Source organism: Trujillonella humicola (assembly GCF_046233715.1).
GTDB lineage: Bacteria > Actinomycetota > Actinomycetes > Mycobacteriales > Geodermatophilaceae > Trujillonella > Trujillonella humicola.
The window spans coordinates 54034-67824 of the sequence record NZ_JBJNRJ010000004.1 but is presented as its reverse complement, the minus strand read 5'-3'; the positions used below and the strand labels follow the sequence as shown (position 1 = coordinate 67824).

Annotated in this window: 11 protein-coding genes; 4 read left to right on the top strand and 7 right to left on the bottom strand. The window is 76.3% G+C overall.

Annotated features, from left to right (window positions below):
• Positions 1–19 precede the first annotated feature (19 nt).
• The gene (locus ACK586_RS03605) at positions 20–1450 is read left to right on the top strand and encodes an FAD-dependent oxidoreductase (protein WP_409329081.1); all 1431 of its coding nucleotides are present in this window, start codon (positions 20–22) and stop codon (positions 1448–1450) included.
• 5 nt (positions 1451–1455) lie between these two features.
• On the opposite strand, the gene ACK586_RS03600 is transcribed toward ACK586_RS03605, so the two are convergent.
• Positions 1456–2559, bottom strand: coding sequence for an inositol monophosphatase family protein (locus ACK586_RS03600; protein ID WP_409329080.1), 1104 nt, complete (start codon positions 2557–2559; stop codon positions 1456–1458).
• 82 nt (positions 2560–2641) lie between these two features.
• Between ACK586_RS03600 and ACK586_RS03595 the strand changes: the two genes are divergently transcribed.
• Positions 2642–3601, top strand: coding sequence for a glycosyltransferase (locus tag ACK586_RS03595; RefSeq protein ID WP_409329079.1), 960 nt, complete (start codon positions 2642–2644; stop codon positions 3599–3601).
• Here the strand turns inward: ACK586_RS03595 and ppc are convergent.
• On the bottom strand, positions 3564–6398 hold the full coding sequence (gene ppc, locus ACK586_RS03590; RefSeq protein WP_409329078.1) for a phosphoenolpyruvate carboxylase: 2835 nt from the start codon (positions 6396–6398) through the stop codon (positions 3564–3566). The genes ACK586_RS03595 and ppc overlap by 38 nt on opposite strands.
• Positions 6399–6456: 58 nt before the next feature.
• Here ppc and ACK586_RS03585 point away from each other — a divergent pair, with 58 nt between their 5' ends.
• Positions 6457–7386: an SMP-30/gluconolactonase/LRE family protein gene (locus tag ACK586_RS03585; RefSeq protein WP_409329077.1), complete on the top strand. Its 930-nt coding sequence runs from the start codon at positions 6457–6459 to the stop codon at positions 7384–7386.
• A gap of 72 nt (positions 7387–7458) precedes the next feature.
• Here ACK586_RS03585 and ACK586_RS03580 read toward each other — a convergent pair whose 3' ends face one another.
• The 4 genes from ACK586_RS03580 to ACK586_RS03565 form a co-directional block, all read right to left on the bottom strand.
• Positions 7459–8217 carry an SEL1-like repeat protein gene (locus tag ACK586_RS03580; protein WP_409329076.1) on the bottom strand — a complete coding sequence of 253 codons (759 nt, stop codon included), beginning with the start codon at positions 8215–8217 and terminating at the stop codon, positions 7459–7461.
• Positions 8218–8302: 85 nt separating this feature from the next.
• Positions 8303–9283, bottom strand: coding sequence for a TIGR03557 family F420-dependent LLM class oxidoreductase (locus ACK586_RS03575; RefSeq protein ID WP_409329075.1), 981 nt, complete (start codon positions 9281–9283; stop codon positions 8303–8305).
• 118 nt (positions 9284–9401) lie between these two features.
• Positions 9402–10586: an ABC transporter permease gene (locus tag ACK586_RS03570; protein ID WP_409329074.1), complete on the bottom strand. Its 1185-nt coding sequence runs from the start codon at positions 10584–10586 to the stop codon at positions 9402–9404.
• Positions 10583–11515, bottom strand: a complete 933-nt coding sequence (locus ACK586_RS03565; protein ID WP_409329073.1) for an ABC transporter ATP-binding protein — start codon at positions 11513–11515, stop codon at positions 10583–10585. The genes ACK586_RS03570 and ACK586_RS03565 overlap by 4 nt, the downstream gene beginning before the upstream one ends.
• Positions 11516–11599: 84 nt before the next feature.
• Here ACK586_RS03565 and ACK586_RS03560 point away from each other — a divergent pair, with 84 nt between their 5' ends.
• Positions 11600–12271: a UdgX family uracil-DNA binding protein gene (locus ACK586_RS03560; RefSeq protein WP_409329072.1), complete on the top strand. Its 672-nt coding sequence runs from the start codon at positions 11600–11602 to the stop codon at positions 12269–12271.
• Here ACK586_RS03560 and ACK586_RS03555 read toward each other — a convergent pair.
• Positions 12268–13704: an MFS transporter gene (locus ACK586_RS03555; RefSeq protein ID WP_409329071.1), complete on the bottom strand. Its 1437-nt coding sequence runs from the start codon at positions 13702–13704 to the stop codon at positions 12268–12270. The genes ACK586_RS03560 and ACK586_RS03555 overlap by 4 nt on opposite strands.
• Positions 13705–13791: the final 87 nt, after the last annotated feature.

Here is a 13791-nt window from a genome sequence, read left to right as displayed (position 1 = left end):
GCGGGTCAGGATGCCGACCATGTCGGACGCCGAGGAGACTGCCACCACACCCGCCACCCGCCCCCTCCGGGTCGCCGTCGTCGGGGCCGGCCCGGCGGGCATCTACGCCGCCGAGGCGCTGACCCGCCAGGACGACGTCCCCGTGGCGGTGGACCTGGTCGACCGGCTGCCCACCCCGTTCGGGCTGGTGCGGCACGGCATCGCCCCCGACCACCTGAAGATGCGCGCGCTGCGCGACACGCTGCACCACGTCCTGGACCACGAGAACGTGCGGTTCGTCGGCAACGTCGAGATCGGCACCGACCTGTCCCTGGACGAGCTGCGCCGGCACGTCGACGCGGTGATCTACACCTACGGCGCCTCCCGGGACCGCGCCCTGGGCATTGAGGGCGAGGACCTGCCCGGGAGCATCGCCGCCACCGACCTGGTGGCCTGGTACTGCGGGCACCCCGACGCGGACCGGGACGGCGTCGAGGCGGCCCTCGCCGGCGTGAAGGACGCGGTCGTGATCGGGGTGGGCAACGTCGCCCTCGACGTCGCGCGGGTGCTCGTGCGCACCCCCGAGGAGCTCGAGCCGACCGAGATGCCCCAGCACGTGCTCGACGCGCTGGCCGCCTCCCCGGTGGAGTCGGTGACCGTGCTGGGCCGGCGCGGGCCCGCCCAGGCCAGCTTCACCACCAAGGAGCTCGACGAGCTCGGGGACCTGGCCGGGGCCGGGGTGGTCGTGGACCCGGCCGACGTCCCGGGCGAGGACGAGCCGCCGCCGGCCGACCGGCTCAAGGCGCGCAACGTGAAGGTGCTGCGCGGCTACGCCGGCACGCCCCCCGAGCCCGGGCAGGCCACGATCGCGCTGCGCTTCTTCGCCCGCCCGGTGCGCATCGTGGGCGAGGACCGGGTCACCGGCATCGAGATCGAGCGGACGGCGGTCGACGCCGAGGGCCGCGCCAGCGGGACCGGGGAGTTCACCACCCTGCCGGCCGACCTCGTCGTCCGCTCCGTCGGTTACCGGGGCCTGCCGCTGCCCGGGCTGCCGCTGGACACCTCCTCGAACACGGTGCCCAACGAGGCCGGGCGGGTGCTGCGCGACGGGGCGCCGTCGGCCGGGGAGTACGTGGCCGGCTGGATCAAGCGCGGGCCCACCGGCGTCGTCGGCACCAACAAGGCCGACGCCCGGGAGACCGTGGCCACCCTGCTCGGCGACGTCGAGGCCGGCGTCATCGGGGCGCACGGCGACCCCGACGACCTGGTGCGCACCCTGCGGGCCCGCGGCGCCGACCCGGTGCTGCTGCCCAACTGGCGGGCGATCGACGCGGCCGAGCGGGCGCTGGGCGCCACCCGCGGCCGGCAGCGGACGACGATGCACGACCGCGAGGACCTGCTCGCGGCCGCCCGCGCCGCGGAGCTCGAGGCCGAGGCCGAGGCCGCCGAGGCAGAGGCCGCCGAGGCCTGACGCGCTCAGCGCGGGGCGACCGCGTCGATCAGCCCGCGGGCGGTGCCGGCGTCTCCCGCGGCGGCGAAACGGATCTTCGCGACGGTGTCGGGGAGCAGCCTCAGGGGCTCGCCGTCGGCGGTCAGGGCCACCCCGCCCGCCGCGGCGAGCACCCCGAGCCCGCCGGCGACGTCGTGCACGTGGGTCCCGGAGCGGTCGAGGTCGTGCCACGCCACCGCGGACCCGTCGGCGACGAGGCAGACCTCCACCGCCGTGCAGCCGGTCACCCGGACCCGCCGGGCGGTGGCGGGCACGCCGACGACGCCGCCCCCGGGCGCGCTGGGGACGACGACGGTCGTGCCGGCGCGCGGGGCGATCGGGACGTCGTCGCGCCAGGCCCCCGTGCCGGCCGCCCCCGACCAGCGCCGGCCCGAGGAGAGGTCGACCACGACGCCGGCCACCGGCTCCCCGCGCTGCACCAGGCCTGCGGAGAACGCCCACGGCGGCAGGCCGGCGCGGAAGTTGCCGGTGCCGTCGAGGGGGTCCAGCACGACCCACGGCTCGTCGTCGGCGACGGCCAGGTCGGTCCGCTCCTCGCTCAGCACCGGCACCCCCAGCCCGCCGAGGACCGAGGCGGCGGCGGTGTGCGCGGCCTCGTCCGCGGCCAGCGACGGGCTGCCGTCGGCCTTGACCCGGTCCTCCCCCGTGCCCCGGGCGAGCGCGACCGCCGTCTCGACCCGGGTCGCGGCCAGCGCGGCCGCGGCGAGGAAGCGCTCGACGAGCGGGCGGCCCGGCCCGGGCAGGACGACGCGCAGCACCCCCCGGCCACCGGGACGGTCGCGCACCCGGTCGCAGCCCCAGCCCAGGGCGGTGGCGTGCACGGCGGGGTGGTCGGGCCCCATGCCGGCGGCGGCCAGCAGCACCGCCTCGGGGGTGCCCTCGACCGTCCACTGGCGGCGGAGCAGCACCGCCTCGCCGTCCCCCGCGGCCAGCACCCGGTAGGCGGGGTCGCTCACCGCCGGGGCGAGCGCGGCCGGCGCCAGCCGGAGGTCGGCGGCGGCCCGCTGCAGGACCGCACCCCCGGTGGCCGCGACGGCCACCCCGTCCACCCGGTCGCCGCTGTCCCCCACGACCGGCGACGCTAGGCGATGGCGCCGCCCCGCGCCGCGCGCCGCGGTGGCGGGCCGGCCGCGCCGTGCGCAGAGTGCGGGGGTGGGGACGATCGCGCGCACCGGCCTCGACGACGTCGACGTCGTCTTCCTGGTCCACCACGAGGCGCCGGAGATGCTCGCCGGGCACCACGCCGCGGTCGCCGCGGCGACCGGGCTGCGGTGGCGCGGTCGGGCACTGCTCGTGGAGAACGCGGCGGCGCCGGCGACGTCGGCCGCGGCGCGGGCCTGCCTGGCGGCGCACTACCCGGCGGCCGACCGGCGGGTGCTGTCCTCCCCGCGCAACCTCGGCTTCGCCCGCGCCATGGACCTCGCCCTCGACGCCTGCGGCGGCCGCTACGTCGCGTTGGTGAACTCCGACGGCGAGCCGGAGCCGGGGATGCTGCGCGCGCTGGCCGAGGTCCTGGACGCCGAGCCGCGGGCGGTCTGGGCCGCGCCGGCCGTGCACGGCCCCGGTGAGGACGACGACCCGCCCGGCCCGCCCCGGCCGGCCGCGGAGCTGGGCGGGACGGCGGTGCTGGTCCGCCGCGCGCAGTTCCTGGCCGCGGGCGGGTTCGACCCCGCCTACTTCTTCTACAACGAGGACCGGGACGCCTCCCGCCGGCTGCGCGCGGCCGGGCTCCTGCTGCTGCGCGTCCCCGACACCTGCTTCCGGCACGGCAAGGGCGGCCGCAGCGCCCGCGGCGTGTTCCGGCGCGAGCGGCACTACGCCCGGACGGTGCAGGTGCTGGTCCCCCAGCACGCCGCCCGGCCGGTCCGCGAGACCCTCGCCTTCCTCGCCCGCCGCCCGACGGCGGTCGCCGCCCACCTGCGCGACGGGGACCTGCCCGGGGCCGCCGGCATCGCGCTCGCCCTGCTCGAGCTGCCGCGCGGGCTGGTCCTCGCCGCTTCCCGCCGCCGGCGGCCGTGGGACGGGGACCGGCTGGCCCGGTGGCTGGACCGCCACCGGCTCCCGGTGGCGGTGCTCAGCCCGAGTTGCGCAGCGCCGTCGCGATCCCGTTGATGGTCAGCTGGATGTTGCGCCGGACCAGCTCGTCGTCGGGGCCCCCCTCGGCGGCATCGCTGCGGCGACGGCGGAGCATGTCGACCTGCAGGTGGTGCAGCGGCTCCAGGTAGGGGAAGCGGTTGCGGATGGAGCGGGCCAGCGAGGGGTTGTCGGCCAGCAGCGTCTCCCCGCCGGTGACCGCCAGCAGCATCCGGCAGGTCCGCTCGTGCTCGGCGGTGATCTGGTCGAACACCCGGGCCCGCAGCTCCTCGTCGGGCACGAGCTGGGCGTAGCGGGCGGCCAGCCCGAGGTCGGTCTTGGCCAGCACCATGCCCATGTTGGACAGCACGGTGCGCAGGAACGGCCAGCGGCGGTGCAGGTCGCGCAGCTGCTCGAGCCGGCCGTCGTCGCCGGCGACCCAGCCCTCCAGCGCCGAGCCGGTGCCGTACCAGCCGGGCAGCATGATCCGCGCCTGCGACCAGCTGAACACCCACGGGATGGCCCGCAGGTCCGCGATCCGGTCACCGGCCTTGCGGGACGGCGGGCGGCTGCCGATGTTGAGCTCCGCCAGCTCGCGGATCGGCGTCGCGGCGCGGAACCACTCCACGAACCCCGGCGTCTCGTGCACCAGCTGCCGGTAGGCCTGCTGGGCGCGCGCCGCCAGGTCGTCGAGCAGCCGGTAGGCGTCGTCGGCCCCCTCGCCGAGCCCCTCGACGTCGAACAGGCTGGCCTCCAGCGTCGCGGCCACCAGCGCCTCGAGGTTGCGCCGGGCGAGGTCGGGGTCGGCGTACTTGGCCGCGATGACCTCGCCCTGCTCGGTGATCCGCAGCGAACCGGCCACCGCGCCCGGGGGCTGGGCACGGATGGCCTCGTAGCTGGGGCCGCCGCCGCGGCCGACGGTGCCCCCGCGGCCGTGGAACAGCCGCAGCCGGACGCCCTCCGCCCGGGCGACCTCGACCAGGGCGAGCTCGGCGCGGTACAGCGCCCAGTTGGCGGCCAGGTAGCCGCCGTCCTTGTTGCTGTCGGAGTAGCCGAGCATGACCTCCTGCAGGTTCCCGCGGCCGGCGACCAGCGCCCGGTACAGCGGCTGCGCCAGGACGGCGGTCATCGTGCTCCCGGCGCCCTGCAGGTCGTCGATGGTCTCGAACAGCGGCGAGATGCCGACGGGGCAGGACGGCCTGGGCGGGTGGGTCGAGTTCCCGCCGTCGAGCTCCAGCAGGCCGACCTCCTTGAGCAGCACGGCGACCTCCAGCACGTCGCTGACGGACTCGCACATGCTGATCACGTAGTTCGGGACGGCGGCCGGCCCCAGCAGCGCCACCTGCTCGGCGGCCGCGCGGAGCAGGTCCAGCTCGCCGCGGGCGAGGTCGGACAGCTCGGCGCCGGGCCGCACGAGAGGACGCCGCAGCCGGAGCTCCCCGGACAGCAGCTCCACCCGGGCGTCCTCGGCCAGGTCGGCGTAGTCGTCGCAGACGCCGGCCCAGGCCAGCAGCTCGGCGAGCACCTCCTCGTGCACCGAGGAGTTCTGGCGCATGTCCAGGCCGCACAGGTGGAAGCCGAACACCTCGACCGCCTCGCGCAGCCGGGTGAGCCGGTCGTCGGCCAGCGCACCGGCGCCGTGGCTGCGCAGCGAGGCGTCGACCACGGCGAGGTCGGCGAGCAGCTCGCCGGGGGTGTCGTAGGGGGTCAGCTCGACGACCGGGGCGGGACCGGGCACGGTGCCGACGACCCGGCGGGCGGTCGCGGCCAGCCGCGCGTGCACCCCGACCAGCGCCCGGCGGTAGGGCTCGTCGGCCCGGAACGGCGACTCGTCGCGGGAGGCGTCGGCCAGCGCGTACAGCTCGTGCGTCGGGGTGACCAGCCGGTCGGACATCGACAGCTCGTCGCGCAGGGTCACCAGCTCGGCCAGGTGGTGGCCCAGCGCCGTCAGCGCCTGCTGCGTGCTGGCCCGGCGGACGGCCTCGGCGGTGACGAAGGGGTTGCCGTCGCGGTCGCCGCCGATCCAGGAGCCCGGCTGCAGCATCGGCCGGTCGAGGAGGTCGGCGCCCGGCCAGCGCTGCCGCAGCGCGCGGCGCAGGTCGGCGTTGATGGCCGGGATGACCTCGAACAGCGACAGCTCGTAGTAGCGCAGGGCCTCGTCGATCTCGTCCTGCAGCCGCAGCCGGGACAGCCGCAGCAGCGCCGTCTGCCACAGGGTCAGCACCGAGCGCCACAGCTTGCCGGCCCACTCCGGGTCCTCGCCGAGGTCGTCGGTCGACCGGTCGCGCAGCCGGATCAGCTCGGTGACCTGACGCTGCACCTGCGAGATGGTCTTGCGGCGCACCTCGGTCGGGTGCGCCGTCACCACGGGGACGACGAGCGCCCCCTCCAGCGCGTCGGCGACCGCGTCGGCGTCGAGCGCGGCGCCGTCCAGGATCGCGAAGCTCGCGGCCAGGCTGCCCGGCTGCGGCGGTGAGCCGCTGCGCCGGTGGAACCGCCGGCGGCGCTCGTGGTGGATGTCCTCGGCCAGGTTGGCCAGCAGGGAGAAGTGGCTGAAGGCGCGGATGACGTGGTTGGCCGACCGGACGTCCAGCTCCCCCAGCCGGCCGGCGAGCTCGGCGCGGTCGACGTCGGACCGGCGCACGCCGAAGGCGGCCACCCGGGTCTGCTCCACGAGCTCGAGCACCTCCGCCCCCGACTGCTCGGCGATCACCTCGCCGAGGACGCGGCCCAGCAGCCGGATGTCGTCGCGCAGGGGGGCGTCGGTGCCGGCGTCGGCGTCCTCCCCCCGGCCGTGCGGTCGGAGGTCGGCGACGTCCACGGTGGCTTCGGACATGGTGCGGAGTATGCCGTCGCCGGTGTGACGGGCACGTGTACTGGGGAGGACCGTTCCCGTGCAGCGCCTCACCGCCACCCCCGCCGCCCCGACCGCCGCCGAGCACGGGGAGGGGCCTCGATGGGATGCCGCGCGCGCGGAGCTGCTGTGGGTCGACATCCCCGCCGGGCTCCTGCGCCGGGCGACCGTCGCCGCAGACGGCACGCTGACCGAGGTCGCCGCGCACCGCGGCGGGGACACCGTGGGTGCCGTCGCGCCGGTCGCCGCGGGCGGCTGGCTGCTGGCCGCCGGCGGAGGGTTCGCCCTCGTGGACGCCGACGGGGAAGTCCGCGTGCTGCTCGACCTGGCCGGCGAGGGTGGCACGGAGGCCGGCGGTGGCACCCGGATGAACGACGCCGCCTGCGACCCCGCCGGCCGGTTCCTCGCCGGGACGATGGCCTTCGACCAGCGGCCGGGCGCCGGCGCCCTGTACTGCCTCGACCTCGACGGCACCGTGCGCACCCTGCGCGACGGCCTGACCGTGTCCAACGGGCTCGGGTGGTCGCCCGACGGCGGCACCTTCTACCTCGCCGACTCGGGGCCGGCGCTGCTGCACGCGTTCGACTACGACGTTCCCGCGGGCACGCTGGGCGCCGGCCGGGTGCTGCTGGACCTCTCCGGTGACGCCGGCCCGGTCGACGGCCTGACCGTGGACGACGAGGGCTGCCTCTGGACGGCGCTGTGGGGCGCCGGTCAGGTGCGGCGGTACTCCCCGGACGGCGACGTGCTCGCGGTCGTCGAGGTCCCGGTCGCGCAGACCTCGGCCTGCTGCTTCGCCGGTGCCGGGCGCGACCTGCTGGTGGTGACGACGTCCACCGAGGGGATGACCGACGCCGACCGGGCGGCACAGCCGGACGCGGGGCGGCTCTTCACCGCCCGGCCCGGGGTCACCGGCCCGCCCGCGGCGCCCTACCGCGGCCCCCTGTCCGGCCTGCGCCAGCTGATCTGACGCGACGAGATCTGCACAGTCGTCACCATCAGCCGCTGATGCCGACGAGTGTGCAGATCTCGACGAGGGAGGTCAGTCCTGGAAGTAGCGGAGGGCGGCCATCGCGAGCTCGTCGCCGGCCTCGGCGCCCAGGCCGAACTGCTCGGTGGCGCCCTCCCGGTCGCCGCGGCCCACGAGCAGCACGCCGAGGTTGTGGTGGCAGCGGACGTCGCCGGCCGCGATGCCGCTGCGGTAGGCCTCCTCGGCGGCCTCGTCGTCGCCGAGCTCGTCGCAGTACAGGTTGCCCAGCGGCAGCCACGCGACGGCCTCGCCCCGCTTGGCGCCGACCTCGAGCACGAAGCGCGCCTCGGCGACCCGGTCGGTCTCCCGCAGCAGGTCGGCGAGGTCGGCCCGGGCGGGCGGGAAGTGGCCGGCGCCGGCCCGCAGGGCGTCCTCGAGCGCCGGGTCCTGGCTGCGGCACCACTCGCGGCAGGCGAGGACGGCGGCGGCGTGCGCGTCACCGGCGTCGGCGGCACCGCGCCACGCGGCCAGCGCGCCCTCCTCGTCGCCCATGCCGTCGAGGACGGTGCCCAGCGAGCGCCACGCGTGCGCCTCGCCACCGGCCAGCGCCGCCTCGTAGGCCACGCTCGCCTCGTCCCACCGCTCCTGCGCGGCGAGCGTGTTGCCCAGCGCGAACGCGGCCACGGCATCGCCCAGGGCGGCAGCGCGGCGGAAGCACTCCTCGGCGTCGGGCAGCCGCCCGGCGCCCACCAGCTCGCGGCCGAGGGCGATGAGCGCGGGCGCGTCGGCGTCCGGCAGGTGCCGGAGTCGCTCGTCCAGGTCCTCGGTCATGCCGCCATCGTGCGGTCCCGCGGCAGCTCCCGGCGTCCTCCGTGGTGGTGACCTGACCCGATCGTGTCTCCCCCGTCGGCGCTGGTCAGGAGCCGAACGCCTCCCGCCAGGCCGGCATCAGCTCGCGCTGCGCCCACTCCAGGTAGGGCGCCTGCGCGTCACCGCCGATCTGCACCAGCGCCAGGTGGGTGAACCCGGCGTCGGCGTACTCCTGCGCGGCGTCGATGACGGCGCCGACGTCGGCACCGCACGGGATGCTGCCGGCGACGTCCTCGGGCCGGACGAACTGGCTCGCCGCGTCGAACGCCGGCGGGCCGGGCAGCTCGGCGTTGACCTTCCAGCCCAGGCCGAACCAGCGGAACAGCCGGTGGGCGCGCTCGACGGCGGCGTCGCGGTCGGTGTCGTAGCTGACCGGCATCTGCGCGATCCGGGGCTTGCCGACCCCACCGGCGTCGTCGAACCACTCCCCGAGCTCGGTCCGCGGCTCGGTGGCGACCATCGCGTCGCCGAGCTCGCCGGCGATCGAGCAGGACTGCTGACCGGAGACGGCGATCCCGATCGGCACCCGCTTCTCCGGCAGGTCCCAGAGCTTCGCGGACTGGACGTCGAAGTGGTCACCGCGGAAGTTGGTGTGGCCCTCGCCGTCGAACAGCTCGCGGATGACCTGCAGGGCCTCGACCAGCATCTCGTGGCGGACGTCGGCCGGCGGCCACCCGGCCCCGACGACGTGCTCGTTGAGGTTCTCCCCCGCCCCGATGCCGAGGGTGAACCGGCCGTCGGACAGGATCTGCAGGGTCGCGGCCTGCTGGGCGACGACGACCGGGTGGTAGCGCAGGATCGGGCAGGTCACGTAGGTCATCAGCGGGATGCGGCTGGTAGCCTGCGCGGCGGCACCGAGGGTGACCCAGGCATTGGGCGAGTGGCCCATCTCCTCCAGCCACGGGAAGAAGTGGTCGCTGCTCACCGCGAAGTCGAAGCCCGCCTCCTCGGCGCCGACCACGTGGCCCACCAGGTCCTTCGGCCCGGCCTGCTCGGTCATCATCGTGTAGCCCAGCTGCATCGCCATGGGCGGGCGGCTACCCCTCCCTCGGGCCAGGCAACCGAACCGGGTGACGCGCCCGGCGGCGGCCCCCTCCAGGGCACCGCCCCGAGCTCGCGAGGGGTGGGGAGGAGGGGGTCCCCCCTCACGTGCGCTCGGCGCGCAGGGCCTCCCGCAGCTTGGTCTTCCCGCTCGTGCGCAGCAGCGCACCGGCGTAGACCCGCCCGCCCACCCGGACGACGACCGCGGTCGCCAGGAGGATGAGGACGACGGCGACCCCGACCTCCCACGCCGCGGCCTCCCCGGCCGCCTGCCGCACCGGCATCACCAGCGGCGACAGACCCGGCACGTAGGAGGTGACGGTCGCCAGGGTGCTCTGCGGGTCCCCGGCGGCCTGCAGCCCGATGAAGAAGCCGGCGACGAGCACCAGCGTCGTCGGGGTGAGGACGGTGCCCAGGTCCTCCTGCCGGCTCACCAGCGAGGCGGCGACGGCGTAGATCGCGGCGTAGAAGGCGTAGCCCAGGACGAACCACAGCACCACGGACACCACGGTGCTGATGAGGTCGCCGGGCACGTCGACGACGTCGAAGGCCAGCGCCCCGGCCACCCCGAGGGCCCCGATGACCACGATCTGCGCCAGGCCCAGGATGCCCAGGCCGAGGATCTTGCCGGCCAGCAGCTGCCACGGCCGCATCGTGGCCAGCAGCAGCTCGACCACCCGGCTGGACTTCTCCTCGACCACGCCCTGGGCGACGAACTGGCCGAAGAGGATGAGCAGGCCGTAGAGCACCCCGACACCGATGAGCGCGGTGATCACCCGCTGGCCGTCGTCGTCCCCGGCGTCCAGCGCCGACACCGCGACCTGCGGGACGTCACCGACGTCCACCCCGGCCTCGGCCAGCTGCCCGGCGATCGCTGCGCCGGTGACCGCGCCCCCGACGACGGCCTCGAGCGTGGCGTCGCGGTCCCTCACCAGCAGCTGCGGGGCGGCGCCGGTGCCCCCGACCAGGGCGCCGTCGACGTCCTCGTCCTCCACCGCCTGCCGGGCGGCGACCTCGTCCTCCAGCGGCACGACCGTGACGTCGACGCCGACCGCCTCGCCCTGCGCCTCGATGGCCGGGCCCAGCTCGGCGGCGTCGCCGACGACGCCGATCCGGCTCTCGGCCTGCCCCGAGCCGAGGATCACCTGGAACCCCATGATGCCGATGAGCACCAGGACGATCACGACCGAGCTGATGATGAAGTTCTTGTCCCGGAGCCGCGTCGAGATCTCCCGGCCGGCGACGAGCCGGACCAGCGCGGAACTGCCCAGCGGCCGCGGCTCGCTCACGCCGCCACCTCCTCGGCGGCCGGCGCCGGAGCCGGGGCGGGGTCGGCGACCGCCTCGCGGAACAGCTCGACCAGGGTCGGCTCGCGCCAGGCGAAGTGGGTGACCCGGCCGGTGCGCAGCGCGGCGGCCAGCACGGCCTGGTCGTCGGTGCCGGCGGCGAGCTCGAGCAGCGTGTCGCCGCCCTGCTGGGAGACCACGCGCACGCCCGGGACCGCCGCGGCCCAGCCCTGCGGCGCCTCGGGGACGACGACGCGCAGCAACCGGTCGGTCTCCCGGCGGCGGAGCTCCTCGACGGTGCCGCTGGCCACCATCCGCCCCCGGGCCAGGATCCCGACGGAGTCGCACAGCCGCTCGACGAGGTCGAGCTGGTGGCTGGAGAAGACCACCGGCACCCCGCCGCGGCACTGCTCCAGCAGCGCCTCGGCCAGCGAGTCGACGCCCACCGGGTCGAGCCCGGAGAACGGCTCGTCGAGGACGAGCACCTCTGGCCGGCTGACCAGCGCCGCCGCCAGCTGCACCCGCTGCTGGTTGCCCAGCGAGAGCTTCTCGACCGCGTCCCGGCGACGCTCCCCGAGGCCCAGCCGCTCGGCCCAGTGCTCGGCGGCACGGGCGGCCGCGGCGCCGTCCATCCCGTGCAGGCGGGCGAAGTAGGCGAGCTGCTCACCGACGCGCATCTTCGGGTAGAGCCCGCGTTCCTCCGGCATGTAGCCGATCCGCCGGCGGGCGGCCGCGTCGAGCGGCACGCCGCGCCAGCGCACCTCCCCGGCGTCGGCGCGGGCGAGGCCCAGCGCGATGCGCATCGTGGTCGTCTTGCCGGCGCCGTTCGCGCCGCAGAACCCGAACATGGACCCCGGCGCGACGGTGAAGCCGACGCCCTCCAGGACCCGGTGGTCGCCGTAGCTCTTGTAGAGCCCGTCGAACTCCAGCACCGTGCGTACCCCCTCGTCAGCGGTCTCTCGACGGTAGCCGCCGCCCGACGCGCGCCCGCGGCCCGTCCGCGGTCTGATCGGGGGATGGACCAGGAGAACGTGCCGGCCCGGCCACCGCAGGGCGTGGGACTGCCGGGCCTGCGCACGGCGGCTGCCGGGTGCCGCGCCTGCGAGCTCTGGGAACCGGCCACGCAGACGGTCTTCGGCGAGGGCCCGGAGACCGCACGCATCGTGCTCGTCGGCGAGCAGCCCGGCGACCAGGAGGACCGCCGGGGCGAGCCGTTCGTCGGCCCGGCCGGCCGGCTGCTGGACCGCGCCCTCGCCGACGCCGCGATCGACCGCCGGGACGCCTACGTCACCAACGCGGTCAAGCACTTCCGGTTCACCCCCACGGGCAAGCGGCGGATCCACCAGTCACCCGGGCCGGAGCACCTGCGAGCCTGCCGGCCCTGGCTGGAGGCGGAGTTCGAGGTGCTCAAGCCCGAGGTCGTCGTCTGCCTGGGTGCGACGGCGGCCAAGGCGCTGATCTCGCCGTCCTTCCGGATCACCAGGGACCGCGGCCGGCTGCTGCCGTGGACCCCACCGGGCACGGCCGGCGTCGACCCGGCCGACGACGACGAGGACGCCCCGCACCAGACGTGGATGCTCGCCACCACGCACCCCTCGGCGGTGCTGCGGACACCGGACGACGCCCGACCGGCCGCCTACGACGCCCTCGTCGCCGACCTGCGCGTGGTCGCCGGCGCCCTCGCCTAGGACTTGTGGAACGGCTCCGTACCCTCTGACCGCTCCGGTCGTTGTCCGGGGCGGTGGTCCGGCCGGTTCTCGCCACTCTCGGGGGCGGGCGAGGCCGGCCGGGCTCCCCCGGCCGCGGCGGACGGCTGCACGGACCGCGAGGCGCGGAAGAACCAGAACGAGGGCACGACCAGGGCGACGACGACCATGGCCACGACCGTCATCACCCCGCCGGAGACCATCGCCGTGGTCACCCCCGCCGTGCTGGCCAGCGCTCCGGCGCGCAGGTCGCCCAGCCGCGGTCCGCCGGCCACCACCACGATGAACACGCCCTGCATCCGGCCGCGCATCTCCTCCGGCGCGGCCAGCTGCAGCATCGACGAGCGCAGGACGGCGCTGACCATGTCGCCGGCGCCGGCGACGGCGAGGCAGAGCACCGCCAGCCACAGCGACGGCGCCAGGCCGAAGCCGACGATCGCCACGCCCCACACCACGATCGCGGCGATCACGACCGCGCCCTGCCGGTCCACCCGCGACACCCAGCCCGAGGTCAGGCCCATGAGCAGCGCGCCGATCGAGACGCCGGCGAACAGCCAGCCCAGCGCGTTCGGCGAGTCGGCGAAGCGGGTCTGCGTGAGCTCGGGGAACACGGCCTGCGGCCAGGCGAAGACCATCGCGATGATGTCGACGACGAAGGTCATGAGCAGCACGGGCTGGGTGCGCAGGAAGGCGAAGCCCTCCCCGACCCCGCGGACCGCGGCGGCCAGCCGCAGCGGCCCGGTCGCGGCGGTCCCCGGGGGAAGCGACGGCAGCCCGCGCAGCAGGAGCAGCGCGACCACGAAGCCGGCGGCGTCGACCGCGTAGGCCAGGAACAGGTCGCCGAGGCCGATCAGCAGCCCTGCGGTCAGCGGCCCGACGATCACCCCGACCTGGCGCACCGTCATCGACAGCGCGTTCGCCGCGGGCACGCCAGCGGGCCCGACGATCGCCGGGATCACCGCGCTGCGGGTCGGCTGGTTGACGGCGCTGAACCCGCTGACGGCCGCGGTGAGCACCCACAGCAGCCACAGGTTGCCACCGCCGGGCAGCAGCGCCTGGACGGCGAGCAGCGCGCTGGTGACCGCCGCGCCGGTCGCGGTGACCAGCATCAGCCGGCGGCGGTCCATCGCGTCGGCGATCGCCCCGCCCAGCAGCCCGAAGACGACCAGCGGCACGAGCGCCACGATCGAGGTGACCCCGACGAGCAGCGAGGAGCCGGTCAGGGCGTAGACCTGGTACGGGACGGCGACCAGCGTCATCTGCTGGCCGAGCATCGTCGCCGCGATCCCCCAGAACAGCCGCCGGTAGTGCGGGTTCTGCAGCGGCGTGGTGTCGATCGCCCAGCCGCGCCGGCGGCGGGCCGGGGCCGGTTCGGCGGTCTTGCCCGCTCCCTCGACCGGATCGACCGGCGTCACCCCGTCGTCGTGGGGGGCGGGGGGGGGGGGGCGGGGGGGGGGGGGGGGGGGGGGGGCGGGGCGGGGGGGGGGTGGAGTTGGCCGCCC

Bases quoted from the DNA above. Each gene is read 5' to 3' on its own strand.
- ppc (WP_409329078.1), bottom strand. From the start codon at position 6,398: ATGTCCGAAGCCACCGTGGACGTCGCCGACCTCCGACCGCACGGCCGG.
- ACK586_RS03580 (WP_409329076.1), bottom strand. From the start codon at position 8,217: ATGACCGAGGACCTGGACGAGCGACTCCGGCACCTGCCGGACGCCGAC.
- ACK586_RS03575 (WP_409329075.1), bottom strand. From the start codon at position 9,283: ATGGCGATGCAGCTGGGCTACACGATGATGACCGAGCAGGCCGGGCCG.
- ACK586_RS03605 (WP_409329081.1), top strand. From the start codon at position 20: ATGTCGGACGCCGAGGAGACTGCCACCACACCCGCCACCCGCCCCCTC.
- ACK586_RS03560 (WP_409329072.1), top strand. From the start codon at position 11,600: ATGGACCAGGAGAACGTGCCGGCCCGGCCACCGCAGGGCGTGGGACTG.